General features: G+C 44.2%; 18 protein-coding genes. 8 read left to right on the top strand and 10 right to left on the bottom strand.

What is annotated here, in order from left to right:
- Window positions 1-6: 6 nt before the first annotated feature.
- Both ggt and F8C76_RS04775 read right to left on the bottom strand, forming a co-directional pair.
- Window positions 7-1,689 (bottom strand): gamma-glutamyltransferase, encoded by a 1,683-nt coding sequence (gene ggt, locus F8C76_RS04780; RefSeq protein WP_152130686.1) that lies wholly within the window; start codon window positions 1,687-1,689, stop codon window positions 7-9.
- A complete protein-coding gene (locus tag F8C76_RS04775) occupies window positions 1,677-2,270 on the bottom strand; it encodes an acyl carrier protein phosphodiesterase (protein ID WP_152131473.1) in 594 nt (197 codons plus the stop codon). Before F8C76_RS04775 ends, ggt begins: the two co-directional genes overlap by 13 nt.
- 90 nt (window positions 2,271-2,360) lie before the next feature.
- On the opposite strand from F8C76_RS04775, the gene glmM reads away from it, so the two are divergent.
- The gene (gene glmM / locus F8C76_RS04770; protein WP_152130685.1) at window positions 2,361-3,752 is read left to right on the top strand and encodes a phosphoglucosamine mutase; all 1,392 of its coding nucleotides are present in this window, start codon (window positions 2,361-2,363) and stop codon (window positions 3,750-3,752) included.
- Here glmM and F8C76_RS04765 read toward each other — a convergent pair.
- The 3 genes from F8C76_RS04765 to F8C76_RS04755 form a co-directional block, all read right to left on the bottom strand.
- Window positions 3,749-4,288: a YybH family protein gene (locus F8C76_RS04765; protein ID WP_152130684.1), complete on the bottom strand. Its 540-nt coding sequence runs from the start codon at window positions 4,286-4,288 to the stop codon at window positions 3,749-3,751. The two genes, glmM and F8C76_RS04765, sit on opposite strands and share 4 nt — an antisense overlap.
- Before the next feature lie 117 nt (window positions 4,289-4,405).
- Window positions 4,406-5,395 carry a sterol desaturase family protein gene (locus F8C76_RS04760; RefSeq protein ID WP_152130683.1) on the bottom strand — a complete coding sequence of 330 codons (990 nt, stop codon included), beginning with the start codon at window positions 5,393-5,395 and terminating at the stop codon, window positions 4,406-4,408.
- A gap of 101 nt (window positions 5,396-5,496) precedes the next feature.
- Window positions 5,497-6,408 carry a lysophospholipid acyltransferase family protein gene (locus F8C76_RS04755; RefSeq protein WP_152130682.1) on the bottom strand — a complete coding sequence of 304 codons (912 nt, stop codon included), beginning with the start codon at window positions 6,406-6,408 and terminating at the stop codon, window positions 5,497-5,499.
- Window positions 6,409-6,461: 53 nt separating this feature from the next.
- Here F8C76_RS04755 and F8C76_RS04750 point away from each other — a divergent pair, with 53 nt between their 5' ends.
- Window positions 6,462-7,112 (top strand): rhomboid family intramembrane serine protease, encoded by a 651-nt coding sequence (locus tag F8C76_RS04750; protein ID WP_129652486.1) that lies wholly within the window; start codon window positions 6,462-6,464, stop codon window positions 7,110-7,112.
- 56 nt (window positions 7,113-7,168) lie between these two features.
- Here the strand turns inward: F8C76_RS04750 and F8C76_RS04745 are convergent, their stop codons facing one another.
- A complete protein-coding gene (locus F8C76_RS04745; protein ID WP_152130681.1) occupies window positions 7,169-8,284 on the bottom strand; it encodes a TlpA disulfide reductase family protein in 1,116 nt (371 codons plus the stop codon).
- Between the two features lie 101 nt (window positions 8,285-8,385).
- Window positions 8,386-8,883 (bottom strand): hypothetical protein, encoded by a 498-nt coding sequence (locus F8C76_RS04740; protein WP_129652484.1) that lies wholly within the window; start codon window positions 8,881-8,883, stop codon window positions 8,386-8,388.
- Window positions 8,884-8,974: 91 nt separating this feature from the next.
- On the opposite strand from F8C76_RS04740, the gene F8C76_RS04735 reads away from it, so the two are divergent.
- The gene (locus F8C76_RS04735; RefSeq protein WP_152130680.1) at window positions 8,975-11,890 is read left to right on the top strand and encodes an FAD-binding and (Fe-S)-binding domain-containing protein; all 2,916 of its coding nucleotides are present in this window, start codon (window positions 8,975-8,977) and stop codon (window positions 11,888-11,890) included.
- Here the strand turns inward: F8C76_RS04735 and F8C76_RS04730 are convergent.
- Window positions 11,861-12,772, bottom strand: coding sequence for a UDP-2,3-diacylglucosamine diphosphatase (locus tag F8C76_RS04730; RefSeq protein ID WP_152130679.1), 912 nt, complete (start codon window positions 12,770-12,772; stop codon window positions 11,861-11,863). The two genes, F8C76_RS04735 and F8C76_RS04730, sit on opposite strands and share 30 nt — an antisense overlap.
- Before the next feature lie 193 nt (window positions 12,773-12,965).
- Here F8C76_RS04730 and aroC point away from each other — a divergent pair, with 193 nt between their 5' ends.
- The 5 genes from aroC to F8C76_RS04705 are packed head-to-tail and all read left to right on the top strand — an operon-like array spanning window position 12,966 to window position 18,449.
- Window positions 12,966-14,030: a chorismate synthase gene (gene aroC / locus F8C76_RS04725; protein WP_152130678.1), complete on the top strand. Its 1,065-nt coding sequence runs from the start codon at window positions 12,966-12,968 to the stop codon at window positions 14,028-14,030.
- A gap of 56 nt (window positions 14,031-14,086) precedes the next feature.
- Window positions 14,087-15,412, top strand: coding sequence for a dicarboxylate/amino acid:cation symporter (locus tag F8C76_RS04720; protein WP_129652480.1), 1,326 nt, complete (start codon window positions 14,087-14,089; stop codon window positions 15,410-15,412).
- Between the two features lie 16 nt (window positions 15,413-15,428).
- Window positions 15,429-16,460: a glutathione synthase gene (gshB, locus tag F8C76_RS04715; RefSeq protein WP_152130677.1), complete on the top strand. Its 1,032-nt coding sequence runs from the start codon at window positions 15,429-15,431 to the stop codon at window positions 16,458-16,460.
- Complete coding sequence (locus F8C76_RS04710; protein WP_152130676.1) at window positions 16,453-17,280, top strand: N-formylglutamate amidohydrolase; 828 nt, start codon at window positions 16,453-16,455, stop codon at window positions 17,278-17,280. The genes gshB and F8C76_RS04710 overlap by 8 nt, the downstream gene beginning before the upstream one ends.
- Window positions 17,277-18,449: a peptidase MATCAP family protein gene (locus F8C76_RS04705; RefSeq protein WP_152130675.1), complete on the top strand. Its 1,173-nt coding sequence runs from the start codon at window positions 17,277-17,279 to the stop codon at window positions 18,447-18,449. The genes F8C76_RS04710 and F8C76_RS04705 overlap by 4 nt, the downstream gene beginning before the upstream one ends.
- Before the next feature lie 45 nt (window positions 18,450-18,494).
- Here the strand turns inward: F8C76_RS04705 and F8C76_RS04700 are convergent, their stop codons facing one another.
- Together F8C76_RS04700 and F8C76_RS04695 are read right to left on the bottom strand one after the other, a co-directional pair.
- Window positions 18,495-18,902, bottom strand: a complete 408-nt coding sequence (locus tag F8C76_RS04700) for a thiol-disulfide oxidoreductase DCC family protein (protein WP_129652476.1) — start codon at window positions 18,900-18,902, stop codon at window positions 18,495-18,497.
- Between the two features lie 32 nt (window positions 18,903-18,934).
- Window positions 18,935-19,747, bottom strand: a complete 813-nt coding sequence (locus tag F8C76_RS04695; protein ID WP_211372118.1) for a serine hydrolase — start codon at window positions 19,745-19,747, stop codon at window positions 18,935-18,937.
- Between the last annotated feature and the right edge of the window lie 218 nt (window positions 19,748-19,965).

Raw genomic sequence — 19,965 nt, 5'->3', positions numbered from 1 at the left:
CAAACCTTAAAATCCAACAGCGGTATCGTCCCCTCTCTTATCGGCTCCGCCTTCCAATCGGCCATCGTCCAACACACGGATGGCATCCACTTTCCCAATAATGGGCGTTCTTTCCTCATTGATGATGTACCCTTTCGATTTCAGTTCGTCCGTAAGGGTTTCGGGAAACCCTTCGGGTTCAAAGATGATCATGTCGGGTAACCATTGGTGATGGAACCGAGGGGCATTTACCGCTTCTTGCATGCTCAGATTGAACTCATACACATTAAGGATGGTTTGGGCCACTGCGGTAATGATGGTGGAGCCCCCTGGTGTGCCAACGACCATATAGAGCTTTCCGTCCTTTTCCACTAGGGTCGGGGTCATACTGCTCAACATGCGCTTTTCAGGAGCAATGCTGTTGGCTTCGGCACCGATCAATCCAAACATATTGGGTACTCCGGGTTTTGCGCTGAAATCGTCCATTTCGTTGTTCAAAAAGAACCCTAATTCATCTACATAGAGCTTGGAGCCAAACCCACCATTCAAGGTGGTGGTGGCCGAAATGGCATTGCCCTCACTGTCCACAATGGAATAGTGGGTGGTTTCCGAGCTTTCCACAATTTCAACCTCCCCATGACTCACTTCCGAAGAAGGAGTGGCTTGGTCAAATGAAAAGTTGGCCATGCGTTCTTGTAAATAGGCATCGCTGAGCAATGTTTCCAAGGGAATATCCACAAAATCAGGATCGCCCAAGAAATAATTTCGGTCCGCGTAGGCACGTCGCGCTGCTTCGGTGAAGAGTTGAATGGTTTTCACGGAATTGTGACCAAACTTGGAAACGTCATGGGGTTCCATCATCTTAAAGATTTGGTTGATGGTGACCCCACCACTACTGGGTGGACTCATGGAAATGATGCGTAGGTCCTTATAGTTGAAGACAATCGGGTCACGCCACTTGGCTTCATACCGCGCCAAATCTTCTTCGGTCATATAGCCTCCCTTTTCCTGTACAAAGGCAGCCAGTTTTTGAGCAACTTCACCTTTATAGAAACCATCTTTTCCTTTATCGAGAATCTTCTTAAGGGTATTGGCCAGTTCAGGATATTTTATGGTGTCCCCTTCCTTGAAATTGGCAGCAAATTTGGTGCTATCCCCATTAACTTCTATAAACCGTTCTTTGTAACCTTCCAATCGTTTGGCTTGTTTTGCGGTAACCACCACACCTTTTTGGGCCAAAGCGATTACAGGTTCCATAATATCGGACAGGGGTAGGGAGCCAAATTTTTTATGTACTTCCATGACTCCGGCCACGGTTCCGGGGATGCCAACCGCAGTGGCTCCAACAATGCTCATATTCGGAATCACATTCCCAAGGGAATCCAGATACATATCCTTGTGGGCGGCAAGCGGGGCTTTTTCACGATAGTCGATACCACCGATATCGCCGTTGTTCTTTCGGTAGACCATAAAACCACCGCCGCCGAGATTTCCGGCAAAGGGATAGGCGACCGCGAGAGCCAGTTCTGTGGCCACCATGGCGTCAAAGGCATTCCCGCCTTTTTTCATGATGTCCGTTCCAATTTTCGAGGCTTCTTCACGGGCCGAGACCACAATAGCCTTTTCCGCGACCAGTCCCGTAGGGACCGCAGGTTGCTGCTTACAGTTCAAGAACAGGAAAAGGGGAGCAAGGAGTATTATTCTTCGCATAGGGAAATGAATTTTTGCTTGGAAAAGGTAATCAATTCTTCAAAAAAAGCGGTGAACTCCGTTTCAAAGTCAGCATAATGTTCTTCGAGGTCCAAAATGGCGAAATTCATTTTCGACCTATTCTGCGTCCTGCGGTTCATTCCATTGAGGACTCGCCCAATACCTGCAAGATTGGCATAATTGAGCAGCCAATTGTCCGTAATCATATAGGGCATCATCCGTTTGGTACCCAGTGGAAGCAGGTCGTAGTTGTCCTCCAATAGGTCATAAAAGTTATCCACATAGTCTTCAAGGGAAACTTCTGAATAATCGCTCCAGTTTTTGGCCAAAAAGTGGTCGTAAAAAATATCCACGATAACACGGCTGTAGTGGCTGTAATTCTTATGAAGTCGCTTACTGCTTTGTTTGGGAATAGGGTGGGAGTCCGTATAGGTATCGATTTCCCGGTGCAACAAGATGCCTTTTTGGATTCGTTCCGGGAAGTGTTTGTATTTATTGCCTCGGATATGATCGGCAAAGAAATTTCCCAAGGTAATTTCCTTGTCATCAAAGGACAGATAGATGTGGGCGAGGAAGTTCATCGAGGCAAATTTCTTTTCCATCGAAATTTACAAATTCCAAACATGGAATACGGATGGGCCCTATATATTTGCAAAAACTTTTTTAACACTATGACACTGATCAAATCAATTTCTGGAATACGAGGAACTATAGGAGGACGAACCAATGAGAATCTGACCCCGGTGGATGCCGTAAAATTTGCGGCGGCCTATGGCACATGGTTGAAGGCGTATTCCCAAAAAGAGAAATTGACCGTGGTGATTGGTAGGGATGCCCGTTTGTCCGGTGAGATGATCCAAAATTTGGTAGTCTCTACCTTGGTGGGATTGGGCATTGATGTGATTGATTTGGGGCTTTCCACAACCCCTACGGTGGAAATTGCAGTTCCCCTTGAAAAAGCCGATGGAGGTATTATTTTGACCGCCAGTCATAATCCCAAGCAGTGGAACGCCTTAAAGTTGTTGAACGAACGGGGTGAGTTTTTGGATGCTGAACAAGGTGCGAAAATATTGACCTTGGCCGAAAAAGAGGATTTCAACTTTGTTGAAGTGGATGATTTGGGGACCATCACCAAAAACGATTCCTATATCGACATTCATATTGATGAAGTATTGGAACTCTCCTTAGTGGATGCCGATGTCATCAGAGAAAAAAAATTCAAAGTGGTAGTCGATGGTGTAAACTCCACCGGAGGTATTGCCATTCCAAAATTGTTGGAAGAACTGGGGGTTGAAGTGGTGAAATTGTATTGCGACCCTACGGGGCATTTTCCACATAATCCAGAACCTTTGAAGGAACATTTAGGGGACATCTGTAAAAAAGTGGTTGAGGAAAAAGCCGATTTTGGTATTGTGGTGGACCCTGACGTGGACCGTTTGGCATTTATCAGCAATGACGGTGAAATGTTCGGCGAGGAATATACCTTGGTGGCTTGTGCTGATTATGTTTTGGGGAAAACCAAAGGAAATACGGTGTCCAATCTATCCTCGTCACGGGCTTTGCGCGATGTCACTGAAAAGCATGGGGGTGTCTATGAGGCAGCTGCGGTAGGAGAGGTGAATGTGGTGACCAAAATGAAGGCCAATAATGCCATCATTGGTGGTGAAGGCAATGGAGGGATTATTTATCCTGAAAGCCATTACGGTCGGGACGCCTTGGTGGGCACAGCCCTCTTTTTAATGTTGATGTCCGAAAGAGGAGGCACAGTGGCCGAACTTAGGGCCAATTACCCTAGCTATTTCATGAGCAAAAAGAAAATAGAGCTTACTCCCGAGTTGGATGTGGATGCGCTTCTGGATGCCATGCACAACAAGTACAAAGACGAAGAAGTATCCACTATTGATGGGGTAAAGATTGACTTTCCTGAAAATTGGGTGCATTTGCGAAAATCCAACACGGAACCTATAATCCGAATCTATACGGAGGCCAAATCCCAAGCGGAAGCCGATGGTCTTGCCGATAGGATCATTGATGAAATCAAGGAAGTGGCAGGATTGAGTTAGGATTTCCCCAACTCGTATACGATTTCCTCCGCATTGAAATCTTCTGGCGATAGCTGGATGTGCTTGTCCGCATCCAGCCATATTTTCCATGTGCCGTTTTCCTTGCGCAATCCCACATTGAATTCACCATACCCCCTTACCACCAGGCTTTCATCATCACTTCTTTTGGAGCTGAAACGATAGTATCCTGTTTGGTAGGCCATGTCACCGGCATCGTTGAGTGCTGTGGAACGAATGGCAAAGGCAATCCCTATTTGGCTGCCCCGGGCCTTTACGGTTTCCACAAAATTCCCAAATTCCTCCAAATAACTTTCCCCGGTCTCAATTTGGTTTTGATCTTGGGTCACCCTAAAAATATCTTGGGTATGGATGGACTTTAATTTTTGGGAGTCAGATTGGTCATAGGCTTCCATAAAAGGAATCCAAACCTCTGTTTTAATGGCTTCCAAAACTTCCTGAGGAATGTCTTTAGGAGGTCGCTGTCCATAAGACAGCACAAAAGTGCAGAAGAGCACCATAGCAGTTAACTGTTTCATTTTTTGTTGATTGAATGATTGTTGAATATAAAAAAAGAGAACCAACTTGCGGTTCTCTTTTAAGAAAAGTATATGATTTTGGATGCTGTCCAATAAAGGAGCAGGCCTCTAAATGATTTAGCTATGTACCGACTCCAAATAGGCGCCTCTGACCACTTTGGCGGTTTTGTGGTCGCCGGTGTGGCTCCATCCTGGGGGCATGACCAGATAGCGAAACTTGTTGAGGATACCCGGAGCATTCCATACATCCTTGGCCAAGGCCACTATCTCACCAAAATATACATCCAGAAAGTTACCTGAGTCCATTTCACGGGTGATGCCATACTCAATTTGGATATCGTGTTGTTCTTCCTGATAGGTCTTGAATACCTTGTCCCAGATGTTGAGCAGGTTGCAAAAATTGGTATCCATATAAAGTGGGTTCTTGGCGTGGTGTACCCTGTGGTGAGAAGGGGTCAGAATGATTTTATTCAAAAAGCCCAATCGACCATTTTTCAATAAATTCTCCCCAATATGGATGAAAGCACCATAGGTGCCATCAATGAACATGATCAGAAACAGTAATTCGGGCTGTACACCCAATAGAATGCAGATGGTGGTTCGGATGGTATCGGCATAGGGTGCCTCCAGGAAAAAGTGGGCATGGGTCACGGACAGATTCATGTCCTCCGGGGCGTGGTGCGTAGAGTGGAGGCACCAGAACAATCGAACCTTATGCCCCAGATAGTGATAGACAAAATGGCCCAATTCCCAAACGATATATCCGTAGATGAACCAATACCAGGTCATTGTGGTCTGAAAAGGCGCATATTTCTGGAACAAGCCAATACAAAGGGCAACCATGGCAATGGCAATGAACCGTCCTACAACCCGATTGAAGATGTAGATCAGAAAATTCACCTTATACACCTTGGCCTGGGGTTTCTTGTACACCAATCCCATGATAAGTTCAAGGATAAGCAGAAGGGGAATAATGGGATAGATCAGGGAAACAATACCATCATAGGTCGTGAACGATGAATAATCGCCTGAACTCAGTATTTCCCATGCCTGTGAGATGCCCAGAAAGCCTACAATCTCGTTGTAAAGTGTTTGCAATAATTCCATGAAAGTTTGTTTAGTTGGTTTAGAAAGTAGAAAACTAGGAAAAATATTCTATAAAATTTCGACCAACAACAAATTGCATCCCACCTACGTCGAGCAAAGGGTTATTTTGACCTTACCTGCTGATTCTGAAACTCTAAGGGAACCTTATTTCTGTGTTTCCAGCGTTTATGCGTCCAGAAATAGTACTCTGGAGCTTCCCGTATGGATTTTTCAGTCTCTCTTAAAAAAGCATCTGTTATCTTGTAATTCTCTACTTCAGCAGGGTTTTCGGAAAGTATTTTGAAAGTGCCTTCGTAATATCCTCTTTTCTTCTTTTTAACCTTAAGGTATACTGGCACAATGTCATTGGCTTTACAGATTTCCTCACCTCCAACGTGGGCAGGAACCACAATTCCCATAAAATCAGTCCAATATTTTGCCCTGCTGACCATGGGGGATTGATCACTGATTATGCCCACCATCAACAACTCATTGCTCTCTTTGGCAGCTTTCAGGATTTTTCTGGACTCCCTTGTTGATATCAAAGTGGTGTTGAATTTCCCCCTAATCTGACGGATCAGTCTATCAAAATACTTATTCTCTATTTTTTGATAGATTCCATAGCCTTTGGACTTTATTTGAAGGTTTAACGACAAAACCCATTCCCAACTCGCATAGTGGGGAAGCATAAGCATAGTGTTGGTCCCTTTTTCTTCAAGGCCATGGATCAGCTCAAAATTACTTACTGTAAATCGCTTTTGAATTTCTTTTTTACTGATGCCCAAGGTCTTTATCATTTCCAAAAACATATCGCACATATGTTTGTAGAACTTTTTTTCTATCACCAGGCGTTCTGCTGGGGTCTTTTCTGGAAAAACCAAGGCTAAGTTACTGCGCACCACTTTTTTACGATATCCAATAACATGGTACAGTAGTGCGTACACACCATCTGAAAGTAAGTAAATCAGTTTGAAGGGGAGTCTGGAGACCAACCAGAGCAAGGGATAGGCAAGGATGAATATGGTCAATTGCATAGGCGATTCGTGTGTGCAAATATAGCTATATTTGAACCCAAACCTTAATAACCATGTTCAATTTACATATCGCCACCATTGCCATCATGGCTGCCAATGTGATGGTTTCCCTTAAGGGATTCAATGATATCGGCTTTTTTGACCGATATAAGTTCAATATCAGTGGAATTCGGGCCGGACAGCGCGACAGGATTGTAACCTCAGGCTTTTTGCATGTGGACTTTTCCCATTTGTTCTTTAACATGTTTACCCTGTACTTTTTTGCCAATGTGGTGATCGGGTGGTTTGGTCCCGGAAAATTTTTGATCATTTATTTTATCAGTTTGATAGCAGGGAGTCTGTTGGCCATGTTTTTTCATAAGGATGAACCTTATTACAGTGCCGTGGGGGCCAGCGGTGCCGTCACAGGAATTCTGTATTCCGCAATTTTGTTGAACCCGGACATGCAGTTGGGAATTATGTTCATTCCCATTCCACTGCCGGCCTATGTGTTGGGGATCGGGTATCTCTTGTACTCCATCTACGGGATGAAAAGTAGATTGGGGAACATAGGGCACACCGCACACTTTGGAGGGGCCATAGGAGGCTATTTGGTTACCTTGCTCTTTATGCCCGAACTTTTTGTGACCGACACCTTTATCGTGGTTTTATTGGCCGTGCCTATAGTGATTCTCTTTATTTTGGAGAAACTGGGAAAAATATAATCCAATAAAAAGGCCCCTGATCAGGGGCCTTTTTATTATCTGAGTGGAGTATTTCTTTAGTTAAGAACTTCGGCCACTTTTTGTTCCAAGGCAGGACCGCGAAGGTCTTTGGCAATGATTACCCCGTTTTCATCCAAAAGGAACGCAGCAGGAATGGCATTGATATTGTACAATTGGGCAATAGGGTCTTGAAACCGCTTTAGGTTGGAGATATGGTTCCAAGCCAATCCATCGGACTCAATGGCTTGTTTCCAGTCTTCTGCACGATTGTCCAGGGAAACCCCGATTACATTAAAGCCTTTGTCCTTGTACTTGTTGTATACAGAAACAATGTTTGGGTTTTCGGCACGGCAAGGTCTACACCATGCGGCCCAAAAATCGACCAAAGTGAGTTTGCCTTTGGCGGTTACATCGCTCAAGGCCAATACATCCCCATCTGGAGTGGGAGCGGAGAAATCGGGAGCCTTCACGCCAACTTCCGTGGATTTCATCCTGTCCAATTGTTCTTTAATTTGTTTTCCTGGCTCAGAAGCTTTTATTTCTGGGGAAAGTCCTTCGAACATAGCCTTTATCTCTTCTTGGGGCAATGCTTTGCTGGCCATTAAATTACCAATGATTAATACCGATATCAAAGCATCTGGATTGTTTTTCGCAAACTCCACGTTGAAACTTTTGGCCTCTTCTTGAAATTCTATGAACTCTTCACGTAAGGCCGTTACCGTTGCCGTATCCCTCTGTTGAGCGGCCATCCGCATGTCATTTTGCATGGACATGGCTTTTTCCGACAATAGCCTGGACTCTTCCAAGAAGTTCATGAAAAGATCATTTTGATGTGTGCCTTCTAATTTGGCATAGGTCATACTGTCTTTTGGAAACCTGATTTTGATATCCCCATTCTCTAAGATCAAAGGAACATTTCCTCTTCCAGATTCCAGAAAAATATAGGATAGTCTGGGTTCGGCTTGTGTTCCCGTAAAGCTGAAAGCTCCATTTTCAATGGTGGTGGTATCCAAGTCCACCAATTGGTTAAGGGAGTCCGTAGTTCGTAGAAAGACGGTAGTCCCATTTTCAGGTTCTCCGGTTACGGTAACATTTAGGGTATATCCTTTAGGTTTCGATTGGCACGAGGCTAAAAATAAAACTGCTAGGAAGATTGCTAATGCGTTTCTCATGTTTTGTTGTTTAAGCTGCTAAGGTATTCATTCCTTATGGCATAAAAAAACCCTTGGCATTTGTAAAGCGCCAAGGGTCAATATCTGTAAAGTTCTCTTTTTTAGAATTGGTATCGTATACCTAACGCAATGTCAAAGTCAAAGTTATCACTGAACCCATCGTAGCCCACTAGGCCCACTTCGGGTCTAAAGTCCAGCGAAAGGAGCAATGGAATGTCAAAGTTGTATTCCACCCCAATATCCCCGGCAGCGAAGACAAAGACGCCATCGTTGTCATTGTCAAAGTTGGGTTCTGGGTCAAAGTCTACACTTCCAAGTCCGCCACCAACACCGTAATACCAGTTAAAGTTGCCGTCTAACTGATGTACCCACTGGTATACACCACTGAGTTTGAATGCGTCAAAATGACGGCTGTCCCTCCAGCCTAAGTTAAATTCCGCCCTATTGTACTGCGCAATGGATTTCTGATATGATATTTCTGCCCCAAAGCCGTCGCTATCCCCTAAACGGAGTCCAAGGGCGTGATTGGCAATATCTTGCGCACTCACTGCGGTTGCGGCAAATAAAAAAAGCATAGCAAATAATGAGGTAATTTTCATGAGGTTCTCTTTTTTAATTAAAATTAAAATAATTTTGTAGTGTCTATATGACACTTTTGAAACTCTTTCAGTCACCAAAAATTGTTCCAGATTGGATAAATCTTTGTTAAAATCTCTGTCGGATAAATTGGATGGAGAATTGTTGATGGACGACCTTAGCAGGGCCTTGTATGCCACGGATGCTTCGGTGTACCGAAAATTGCCCACTGCGGTGGCTTACCCGAAAAATATAGATGATATCAAGGCTTTGATTCATTTTGCCAATACCCATAATGTAGGTTTGATTCCTCGAACCGCAGGAACCTCATTGGCGGGGCAATGTGTGGGTGAAGGTATTGTTGTGGATGTATCGCGGAATTTCACACAGATTCTTCATCTGGACAAGGAAAAGAAGCAAGTACGTGTGCAGCCTGGGGTGGTTAGGGACGAGCTTAACCAATTTTTAAAACCATTTGGTTTGTTTTTTGGGCCTAACACATCCACCTCCAATCGATGTATGATCGGAGGGATGGTCGGAAACAACTCTTCCGGAACAACTTCCATTCAATACGGGGTTACTAGGGACAAGGTAGTAGCTTTGAACTGTATCTTATCCGATGGCAGTGAAGCTTCTTTTGCTGAAATTTCAAAAGAAACATTTGACAAGAAAAAGCAGGAAGATTCTTTGGAAGGGACCATCCATGCTAATCTGGAGAAAGAACTTTCCAATAAACAGAATCGGGACAACATTGAGGCAGAATTCCCCAAAGCCAGTATTCACCGTAGAAATACGGGATACGCAGTGGACGAATTGTTGAAAAACAACTTGTTCGGTGAGTTTAAGGAAGACTTTAATTTGTGCAAGTTACTGTCCGGGAGTGAAGGTACTTTGGCTTTCACCACAGAGATTACACTACAGGTGGATGACTTACCTCCGCCAATGTCTGCTATGGTAGCGACGCATTACAGTACTTTGGAGGATTGTTTAAGTGATGTGGCTCCTGTAATGCAGCACAATCTGCACACCTGTGAGATGATGGACAAGGTTATTTTGGATTGCACCAAGAATAACAGGGCGCAGTTGGCCAATCGGTTTTTTGTAGATGGGGATCCGGCAGGCATTCTCATGTTGGAGGTGAGGGCCCATACCGAGGAAGAGCTTCAAAAACAACTCAAAGGTTTATTGGATACCATAGAAAAATCAGGATTGAGCTATGCCAGCCCTGTTTTGATGGGAGATGATATCAACAAGGCCATTGAGCTCCGCAAAGCGGGCTTGGGGCTTTTGGGGAATATGGTAGGGGACCGCAAAGCGGTGGCATGTATTGAGGATACTGCGGTGGCCTTGGAAGATTTGAAAGATTTCATTGGCGAATTTTCCCAGATTATGAAAGGATACAACCAAGATGCGGTGTATTATGCCCATGCAGGAGCGGGGGAGCTGCATTTAAGGCCCATTCTCAACCTGAAAAAGTCAGAGGATGTGGTGTTGTTTCGTTCCATCACCACCGATGTGGCCAAACTCACCAAAAAATATAAAGGAAGTTTCAGCGGGGAGCATGGAGACGGTATTGTGCGTGCCGAGTTTATCCCTTTGATGATCGGGGAACAAAATTACGAATTGCTCAAACGGGTGAAATCGTTGTTCGATCCCAATAATATTTTCAACCCAGGGAAAATTGTGGATGCCTACCCCATGGATGAATCTCTGAGGTATAAAGTGGACCGAAAGGAACCGGAAGTGGATACCTTGATGGACTTTTCAGATAGTGAAGGTATCCTAAAGGCGGCGGAAAAATGTAATGGAAGTGGGGATTGTCGAAAGAGTCATCATATGTCCGGAGGGATGTGCCCCAGTTTCCACGCCACCAAAAATGAAAAAGATACTACGCGGGGAAGGGCCAATGCGTTACGTGAGTTTTTGACGAATACGGAGAAAACCAATCGGTTTGATCAAAAAGAACTCAAAGAAGTTTTTGACCTTTGCTTGAGCTGTAAGGCTTGTGCCAGCGAATGTCCCAGTAATGTGGACGTGGCAACATTAAAGGCTGAATTTTTGTATCAGTATCAAGAAAGCAACGGATATCCGTTGCGCGGCAAGCTGTTTGCCTACAACACCAAACTGAATGCCTTGGGGAGTCAACTCTCCGGTTTGACCAATGCTATGTACGATTCCAAGCTTATCGGAGGATTTATAAAGAAAACTTCGGGAGTGGCCCAAGAGCGTAGTTTACCCAAAGTATATCGATTCAATTTTGAGAAGCATTTGAAGCAATTCAACTTGAAAAATACGGACCTTTCCAAGAAGAAGGTGGTTTTGTATTTGGATGAGTTTACCAAGTATCTGGATATTGAAGTGGGCAAGGATGCCATAGAATTGTTGTGTAAACTAGGCTATGATGTGGAGTTGTTTTATGCGGAAAGCGGTAGAACGTATTTATCCAAGGGCTTTTTAAAACAGGCCAAGAGGTTGGTGGCAAAAAATATGGAGGGACTGAGGGGAATTTTGGACCGGGATATCCCTATTGTGGGATTGGAGCCTTCAGCAATTCTCTCGTTCCGGGATGAGTACCAAAGACTTTACGAAGATAAACCCCTCTTGGAAAAGTTGGCATCCAAGTCATTTTTGATAGAGGAATTCTTGGCTTCGGAAATTGCCGCAGGACATATTACCTCGGATAGTTTCACCCAAGAAGAGCGAACGGTAAAAATTCACAGCCATTGCCATCAAAAGGCATTGAGTAACCAAAAGGTTACGTTTGATGTGCTTAATCTGCCCAAAAACTACAAGGTTTCCATCATCGCATCAGGATGTTGTGGAATGGCGGGGTCTTTTGGGTACGAGAAAGAGCACTATGACACCAGTATGAAAGTAGGGGGTTTAAAGTTGTTCCCTGCTGTAAGGAAAACTGACGGGGATACTTTGATCTCTGCCAATGGAACCAGCTGTAGGCATCAAATCAAGGATGGAACGGAGCGGGATGCCCAGCATCCAGTGTCAATCTTGAGACAGGCTTTGGTCGTTTAAGGATTTTTCACTTTCCAGTTTTTCGCCTTCGTATTCTTCGGAAACGTTTTCAATCTCCACCTCCTTGTCGGTAATGGAGGCAATGAGTTCGTTCATGTCCATTTCCTTGAGGTCTTCATCGGCAAAGAAAGGGGATAGTCGGTCATGGTTGTAATGATAGACCTTCCAACGTTTAAAGGAATATTCCAAGGCGGTAAGGTTCTCCACCCAATCCCCAGAATTTAGATAGACACAACTTCCTCTTTTGTTTTCGTAGCGTTCCTTTTTCGGTTGATGGATGTGTCCACAGATGACATAATCGTAGTCATTTTCAATGGCGAGGTCGGCTGCAGTGCGCTCAAAGTCATTGATGTACTTCACGGCTTGTTTTACGCTGTTTTTTATCTTCTTGGAAAGGGAATATTTTTCACGGCCCATTCTCACCAAGCCCCAATTGATAAAACTGTTGATGAGAATAAGTAAGTCGTATCCGTACCCGCCCAGTTTGGCCAACCATTTGGCATTTTGTATGGAAACATCAAATACGTCGCCATGGAAAATCCAAGCTTTTTTCCCATCCAGGTTCAGCACTAATTTATTGGAAATTTTGAAATTCCCCATTGAAGTGTCACTGAACTTACGGAGCATTTCATCGTGATTTCCAGTAATATAGTAAACCTCAGTCCCTTTTGAGGCCATTCCAATTATTTTTCGGAGCACCTTTAGGTGGGCTGCCGGGAAATACCGTTTCTTAAACTGCCAGATATCGATGATGTCCCCATTTAAAATGAGTTTCTTGGGCTGTATGCTGTTGAGGTAAGCGATGAGTTCGTGGGCATGACAACCGTAGGTTCCCAAGTGTACATCGGATATGACGGCAAGTTCTATCTTCCTTTTTTTCAATCCTATAGGGTTTAATTACAAATTAAGGATGTAGGAATAAACTTAAAATCAAATTCAAATCAATATTTCATGAGCATATCGTTAAATAAACATCAATCTCTAGGGCAATATGTTACAATAACATTAAGTGGTCAGGTTGTTTTTGAATATGATTTTTAACATTTACCTTTGGACTTCTTAAATTTTATACCGGATGGCTGGGAATTCTTTTGGACAACTTTTTAGACTGACCACTTTTGGGGAATCGCATGGTGTTGCCTTGGGCGGGGTCATTGATGGTTGTCCTGCGGGAATTGAACTGGACCTTCAAAAGATCCAGGAAGAACTGGATAGGAGAAAGCCGGGACAATCGGCCATAGTTACCCAGCGCAAAGAACCTGATACGGTAGAGATTTTTTCAGGTGTTTTTGAAGGAAAGACCACGGGAACGCCCATTGGTTTTGCCATTCGAAACACCAACCAGAAATCCAAGGATTATTCCCATATCAAGGATTCTTATCGCCCATCCCATGCCGATTACGTCTATGATCAAAAATACGGCTTTCGTGATTATCGCGGGGGAGGTAGGAGTTCGGCTAGGGAAACAGCGAGCAGGGTAGTGGCCGGGGCCATTGCCAAGCAATTGTTGAGTGATATTAAAATAACCGCCTATGTTTCCCAAGTAGGTGCGCTCAAGTTGGAGAAGAACTATGACCAACTCGATTTTTCCGTAATCGAGTCTAATCCTGTTCGTTGTGCGGATATGGAAATGGCGACACATATGGAAGAGTATATCAAATCCATTAAAAAAGAGGGCGATACCATCGGAGGTGTGGTTACCTGCGTCATCCAAAATGTACCTATCGGTCTTGGAGAGCCTGTTTTTGATAAACTCCATGCCAAATTGGGGGAGGCCATGTTATCCATCAATGCCGTAAAAGGCTTTGAGTATGGCAGTGGCTTTGATGGGGTTGCCATGAAAGGCAGCGAACACAATGATGCCTATAACCCGGACGGTACCACAAAAACCAATCGTAGTGGCGGTATCCAGGGCGGTATCAGCAATGGAATGGATATTTACTTCAATGTGGCATTTAAACCTGTCGCTACCGTGTTGCAGGCCTATGACACCATCAATAAAGAAGGCGAAAAAGTTACTACTCAAGGCAAAGGAAGGCATGATCCCTGTGTGGTGCCCAGAGCCGTTCCCATCGTAGAGGCCATGGCAGCCTTGGTCCTTGCGGACTATACGCTATTGGCGCGTTCCAACAAAATCTGACCTGCTTTAGGTCGTTTCCCATCAAAAATAGTATATTACTTTCCTAAAAAGTGAATATGCGTAAACTTGAACTGCATTGGCAAATCCTTATCGGGATGCTATTGGGGATACTGTTTGGATTTGGAATGACCCAAGTGGATTGGGGAAAGGGTTTTGTGTCGGATTGGATCCAGCCTTTGGGGACCATTTTTGTGAGACTCCTAAAGCTGATAGCTATTCCCCTCATCATTGCTTCCTTGGTCAAAGGGATTTCAGACCTTAAGGACATTTCCAAGTTTAAGAACATAGGTTTACGAACCATAGGGATTTATATTGTCACCACAGTGGTGGCCATTACCATTGGGTTAGTGTTGGTCAATGTGGTTCGACCTGGAAAAGGGATATCCCAGGAAACCGTTGTCAAGCTCACGGAAACCTATGCCAATGATGCCGGGGTTACCTCCAAACTCGAAGAAGCCTCTCGACAAAAGGATAGCGGACCATTACAGTTTTTGGTGGATATGGTGCCAGATAATGCTCTGGCGGCCATGAGTGACAATAGCCTGATGCTACAGGTCATCTTTTTCACCATTTTCTTGGGGATTTCCATGTTGTTGATCGGCGAGAAAAAGGCAAAGCCTTTGAAGGATTTCTTCGATTCGCTTAATGATGTGGTCCTGAAGATGGTGGATTTGATTATGCTAACGGCTCCCTACGCTGTTTTTTCACTTTTGGCGGCGGTTGTGGTCTCCTCAAGTGATCCAGATTTGTTGTTGGCCCTGTTGAAATATGCAGGGGTCGTGGTATTGGGTCTAGCACTGATGATAGCTTTTTATGGTGTGGTGGTTTCGGTCTTTACCAAGAAAAATCCATTTTGGTTCTTGAAAGAAATGAGTCCTGCCCAATTGTTGGCGTTCTCTACCAGTTCAAGTGCTGCAACATTACCGGTGACCATGGAGCGTGTGGAAGAGCATATCGGTGTGGATAAGGAAGTGTCCAGTTTCGTATTGCCTGTTGGTGCCACTATTAACATGGATGGGACCAGTTTGTATCAGGGGGTGGCCGCGGTCTTTATCTCGCAGGCCCTTGGGTTTGACCTAACCTTTGCCGATCAATTAACAATAGTATTGACTGCCCTGTTGGCTTCCATTGGTTCTGCCGCTGTACCGGGCGCGGGAATGGTGATGTTGGTAATCGTGCTGGAATCCATTGGTTTTCCAGCAGATAAGTTGGCCATAGGCTTGGCTTTGATATTCGCAGTGGATAGACCCTTGGACATGTGTCGTACCGTAGTTAACGTTACTGGGGATGCCACCGTTTCCATGGTGGTGGCCAAATCGGTTGGTAAATTGGGGAAGCCTCACGTGGAGGAATGGGACGACCATTACGATGAAGTTAAATAACAAAAAACATACTGCCATGAACATCTGTTTTTTAATGTATCCGTGGGATCAGATTAATCCTGAAACGGACACCAGCTTGGCCTTGATCCATGAGTGTGTAAGGAGAAAGCACGGTGTGGCCCTATGTACACCGGCCAATCTGACCATTCGAAATAGTGTTACCAGTGCTTTCTGTACCGTGATCAATAGACAGGAAAAGATTTCCAGCAGTCAAAAGACTTTTTACAAACAGGCCACTATCCGCGAAGAAATGCTTCCCTTGGCAGGATTTGATGTGATTTTTATGCGAGCAAATCCCCCCTTGGACCCCTTGATGCTCAACTTTCTGGACTCGGTGAAGGACGATGTGTTCATCGTCAATTCACTGCAAGGGCTGCGTGAGGCCAATAATAAATTATACACTGCTGCTTTTGGGGATAGCCATAGCAATATCATCCCGGCGACCCATGTGTCCAAAAACAAGAGATACCTGATTCAACAGATCAAAGCCTCGACTGCGGACAAGATGATTTTAAAGCCCTTGAACGGCTATGGTGGTTCTGGGGTGATTCTTATTGAAAAGTCGGCGATGTCCAATATTAATTCATTATTGGACTTTTACGTAACCAACTCAGATGGAAGTTCCAACTATGTCATACTTCAAGAATACATTGAAGGGGCGGACCAAGGGGATATCCGTATTTTATTGCTCAATGGAGAGCCCATTGGCGCCATGCGGAGGATTCCCGGTTCCGACGATCATCGCTCCAATGTATCTGCTGGGGGGTCTGTGGCAAAACACACCCTGACCAAAGAAGAAAAGGCACTGTGCAAACAGATTGGCCCAAAATTGGTCAACGATGGGCTCTACTTTGTCGGCATCGATGTGATAGGAGGCAAACTGGTGGAGGTGAATGTCATGTCTCCAGGGGGTATTACCTATATCAACAAGGCTTACAAGACCAAAATCCAGACCAAGGTAATCGATTTCATAGAAAGCAAGGTGCTGGACAAACTGACCGCCTTTGACCGCAGGTCCCGATTACGTAACGAAGTGGAAAATGCTTAGGTGTAGCATTGATGATATGATTCTTCGTATCAATAACGAAGAATGTTTTGAAGCGGTTTCCGATGATTACTCCTTTACTATAAAGATTGAAGAATACGTTCCTTATGTATGTGGAGCCGTTCATGATGGTCGCCACTTTAGAAGAACACTTTGGGACAATTGTCTACATACCGAATACGAACGCTGGTACGAGGAAGACCCCTGTACCAAACAAATGGTGCAATCCCATCCCATTGTCATTGCTGGGTGTGACAGCAGGTTCGAGTATGATTTGAACCGGCCAGAAGAAACAGCCATCTATACCGATGCATGGGGCAAACAACTCTGGCGAACCCCTTTATCTGAAGTAGAACGGGAGTTGAGCCTACATAAACACCGTAATTTCTACAAAGTCGTGGAGGTCTTGATCCGTAAACTGGAGTTTAAATTCCCAAAGGTTTTGGTATTCGATATGCACAGCTACAACTGGAAGCGTTGGGAGCGTGAAGTACCAGTCTGGAACTTGGGCACTTCCAATATTGATAATGAACGGTTTGGGGTATTGGCGGAACGATGGAGAGAACAATTGCAGACCATGCAGCTGCCCCATGGAATACGTTCCACCTCAAAAATCAATGATACCTTTCAAGGGAACGGCCATTTTCTAAAATTTATCACTAGCGAATTTGATAATACCTTAGTTTTGGCGACTGAAATCTCGAAAATCTATTGTGATGAGCATACCGGTATTATTTTTCCCGAAGTGGTACACGCCGTGGAGCGGCAATTAAAGATTTTGATTCCGGAGATGGTAACTACTTTTGAAAAAGCGGACGTATGATAGGAGAAAAGGAAACACAACAATTGGCTAGGGAATATGGCGACCTGTTTGAAATTGATGCCAATCTGGACCGTTTGGTGCGCCGTATAGAGCTGTTGAGCTACATCAACCCTTTGAACATTGAAAAGGAGAAGCACCGCTTCTTTGCTTCAAAATATACTATTGACCCCGAGTTTAAATACCCTAAGCTCAAGTTTGATCCCTATAAATTGCATCGGTTGTTCTTCTCACAACGGTTGGAGCGAATTTCAGATGAAAGAATCCGAAAACTGTATCAGGAGGTCATATACTACTACTCCAATATGGTGCAGTGTATAGAGACCATTGGAAGGGGCAAGAACTTTTACTACAACTCGCTACGCGTTTACGGGACCCCGACCGAAAAGGATGTGCAAAATGCACGTTTCATCCTCCATTTTGGGGACGAACCCATGACTTCGGACATGGAAAAAGTGTTTTCTGCCGAAGAGGCACGGGCCTATTTTGAGGATTTCGTAAAGCAGTATGAATTTCCTTTGAACATTAAGTTTTCTACCAATATTGCCGCCGAGGCCATGGTGAGTAACAGTTCCCAGTCGCTTTTGATCAAAAAGAACACCAAGTTCAGCAAGAACCAGTTGCTTACGTTGGCCAACCATGAAATTGGAGTGCATTTGGTCACCACGTACAATGGTTTGCAACAACCCTTAAAAATCTTCTCCAACGGTCTGCCCAAAAATGTGGAGACCCAGGAAGGTTTGGCGGTCTTTAGCGAATATATGGGTGGGGCGTTGACCTTAAAGCGATTAAAAGAATTGGCATACAGGGTGTTGGCTGCTGACAGTTTGATCAAAGGATATTCCTTTGCCGATACCTTTGACTTGATCCACGGACAATATAAGCTCAATCGGGATGATGCCTTTAGCATTACCCTTCGGGCGCATAGGGGAGGGGGCTTTACCAAGGACCGATTATACCTGAGTGGCCTTCGTAAAATTTACAAGCGCTACCAAAAAGAAGAAAGTATGGATGTGCTGCTCACGGGTAAAGTGTCATTGGATTATGAGGAGATTATTCAATATCTGAAGAGTTTGGGACTGTCACACCCCATTACGCACAAGAGCTATTCCTTTGACCAAAAACTGAACACCAACAAAACTTTGGATTTTATCCTGAACAACCTAAAATAGTCTGTTATTTTGAGTGGTTTTCCAAGAAAACCGTATCGAGAAATGTCATCCCAAAAACTTGGCCTTGAGCTCGGGGGTAGGAATCATACAGGATTCTTGTTTTCCAAACCATTTATAGCGATTTCGGGCCACAAAATCATACATGGCATCCCGAAAAGGTTTGGGTAACCAAGTGAAAATCGCCAAAAGTTTCCAACCACCACCAAAACTTTGACCTATTTCCAATGCTGCGTCCGATTTGGTATAGTAGGCCACACCGGGTTCAATAAGGATAATGGAATCCACTTGGGAGGTATCAATGCCCCGCTCTTCAATCATCTTTTGGCCTACTTCGCTTTGTAGGGCGGTATACCGGAAGATATCCTTTTTGTCCCGTTTGATCACAAACTGGACCGAACTGTTGCATAGGTTGCAGACACCGTCAAAGAGGATTATTTTTTTACCTTCTTCCATACTGCAAAGATACGATGACTTCCTGTTAGAGCCTAATGCGCCATATAGTCATAAAAAGCTTTTGAAATGTCCGCCAATTGTTGGGTTCCTTTGTCTGAATCCTGGATGTTTTTACTGAGCAATACCAACACATAGCTTTGCCCATCGGGTAAATATACGATACCTGCATCGTGGTGAACCCCGGTAATCCAACCTGTTTTGTGGGCCACTTCAACATTTTTTGGCAAATCACGAGGAATAAGGTCGTTGAATCGTTGATCTTTTAAAATAGCGATCATGTCATTGCAGTCTTCCTTTGTTCCTGCTTTATTGGTGGCAATCGCTTCCATAATGATCAACAGGTCTTTTGCCGTGGTGGAATTGCTCAATCCCAAATCATAGGCCTTTTGATCTTCCACTCCGCGCAACACTTCAATGTTCTCGGCGCCCAAGTCTCTCATGGTAGCGGTTACTTTTTTGGCATCCACCAGCTCTATCAGAACATTGGTGGCAAGATTGCTGCTAACCGTTATCATATTGTACATTAGATCTTTAAGGGCCACCTGGGTATTGATCTTGTTATATATTACATCGTCACTATCATCACCAATATCCATACTGTAGGAACTGCCATCTACAATACTTTTGAACTCATTTATTAGAAGTATGGAATCGTTTAGGTTGATTTTACCTTCTTCTTTTTGTTTAAAAAGCTCAATCATTACGGGAACCTTCATGGTGCTTGCTGCATGGAACTCTTCATTTTCATTGAAGTACAGGGTATCGCTGGGGTCTGAAAGGTTCAGGAACGCCACGGCCACATTCCCTTCAATGGAATCGATTTGGGCATGGACCTTATCTTCCAAAATTTCTTTTTTGGTGGGTTTTGGCTGACATGCGGTGAAGAAACAAAACAAAGGGATGATTAGTGATAAACCTTTGATGGTTAGCATTTTGTAAATCCGTGGCATTGTGGTCCTTGTATTCAACTGTTCAAGTTTGATATCTAGTTTTGACATAGATTATGGTTGGTTTTCTTCGCTGGTAAAGCAAATGGTCTGTAAGGTACAATTTTACAATAGCA

The sequence above is a fragment of the Flagellimonas olearia genome (assembly GCF_009184425.1).
GTDB lineage: Bacteria > Bacteroidota > Bacteroidia > Flavobacteriales > Flavobacteriaceae > Flagellimonas > Flagellimonas olearia.
The sequence above is the reverse complement of the archived record's forward strand: the minus strand, read 5'-3'. Positions and strand labels throughout refer to the sequence as shown.

Bases quoted from the DNA above. Each gene is read 5' to 3' on its own strand.
- F8C76_RS04765 (WP_152130684.1), bottom strand. From the start codon at position 4,288: ATGAAACAGTTAACTGCTATGGTGCTCTTCTGCACTTTTGTGCTGTCT.
- F8C76_RS04775 (WP_152131473.1), bottom strand. From the start codon at position 2,270: ATGAACTTCCTCGCCCACATCTATCTGTCCTTTGATGACAAGGAAATT.
- gshB (WP_152130677.1), top strand. From the start codon at position 15,429: ATGAACATCTGTTTTTTAATGTATCCGTGGGATCAGATTAATCCTGAA.
- F8C76_RS04745 (WP_152130681.1), bottom strand. From the start codon at position 8,284: ATGAGAAACGCATTAGCAATCTTCCTAGCAGTTTTATTTTTAGCCTCG.
- F8C76_RS04755 (WP_152130682.1), bottom strand. From the start codon at position 6,408: ATGCAATTGACCATATTCATCCTTGCCTATCCCTTGCTCTGGTTGGTC.
- F8C76_RS04740 (WP_129652484.1), bottom strand. From the start codon at position 8,883: ATGAAAATTACCTCATTATTTGCTATGCTTTTTTTATTTGCCGCAACC.
- F8C76_RS04760 (WP_152130683.1), bottom strand. From the start codon at position 5,395: ATGGAATTATTGCAAACACTTTACAACGAGATTGTAGGCTTTCTGGGC.
- F8C76_RS04700 (WP_129652476.1), bottom strand. From the start codon at position 18,902: ATGGAAGAAGGTAAAAAAATAATCCTCTTTGACGGTGTCTGCAACCTA.
- F8C76_RS04750 (WP_129652486.1), top strand. From the start codon at position 6,462: ATGTTCAATTTACATATCGCCACCATTGCCATCATGGCTGCCAATGTG.
- ggt (WP_152130686.1), bottom strand. From the start codon at position 1,689: ATGCGAAGAATAATACTCCTTGCTCCCCTTTTCCTGTTCTTGAACTGT.
- F8C76_RS04710 (WP_152130676.1), top strand. From the start codon at position 16,453: ATGCTTAGGTGTAGCATTGATGATATGATTCTTCGTATCAATAACGAA.
- F8C76_RS04705 (WP_152130675.1), top strand. From the start codon at position 17,277: ATGATAGGAGAAAAGGAAACACAACAATTGGCTAGGGAATATGGCGAC.
- glmM (WP_152130685.1), top strand. From the start codon at position 2,361: ATGACACTGATCAAATCAATTTCTGGAATACGAGGAACTATAGGAGGA.
- aroC (WP_152130678.1), top strand. From the start codon at position 12,966: ATGGCTGGGAATTCTTTTGGACAACTTTTTAGACTGACCACTTTTGGG.
- F8C76_RS04720 (WP_129652480.1), top strand. From the start codon at position 14,087: ATGCGTAAACTTGAACTGCATTGGCAAATCCTTATCGGGATGCTATTG.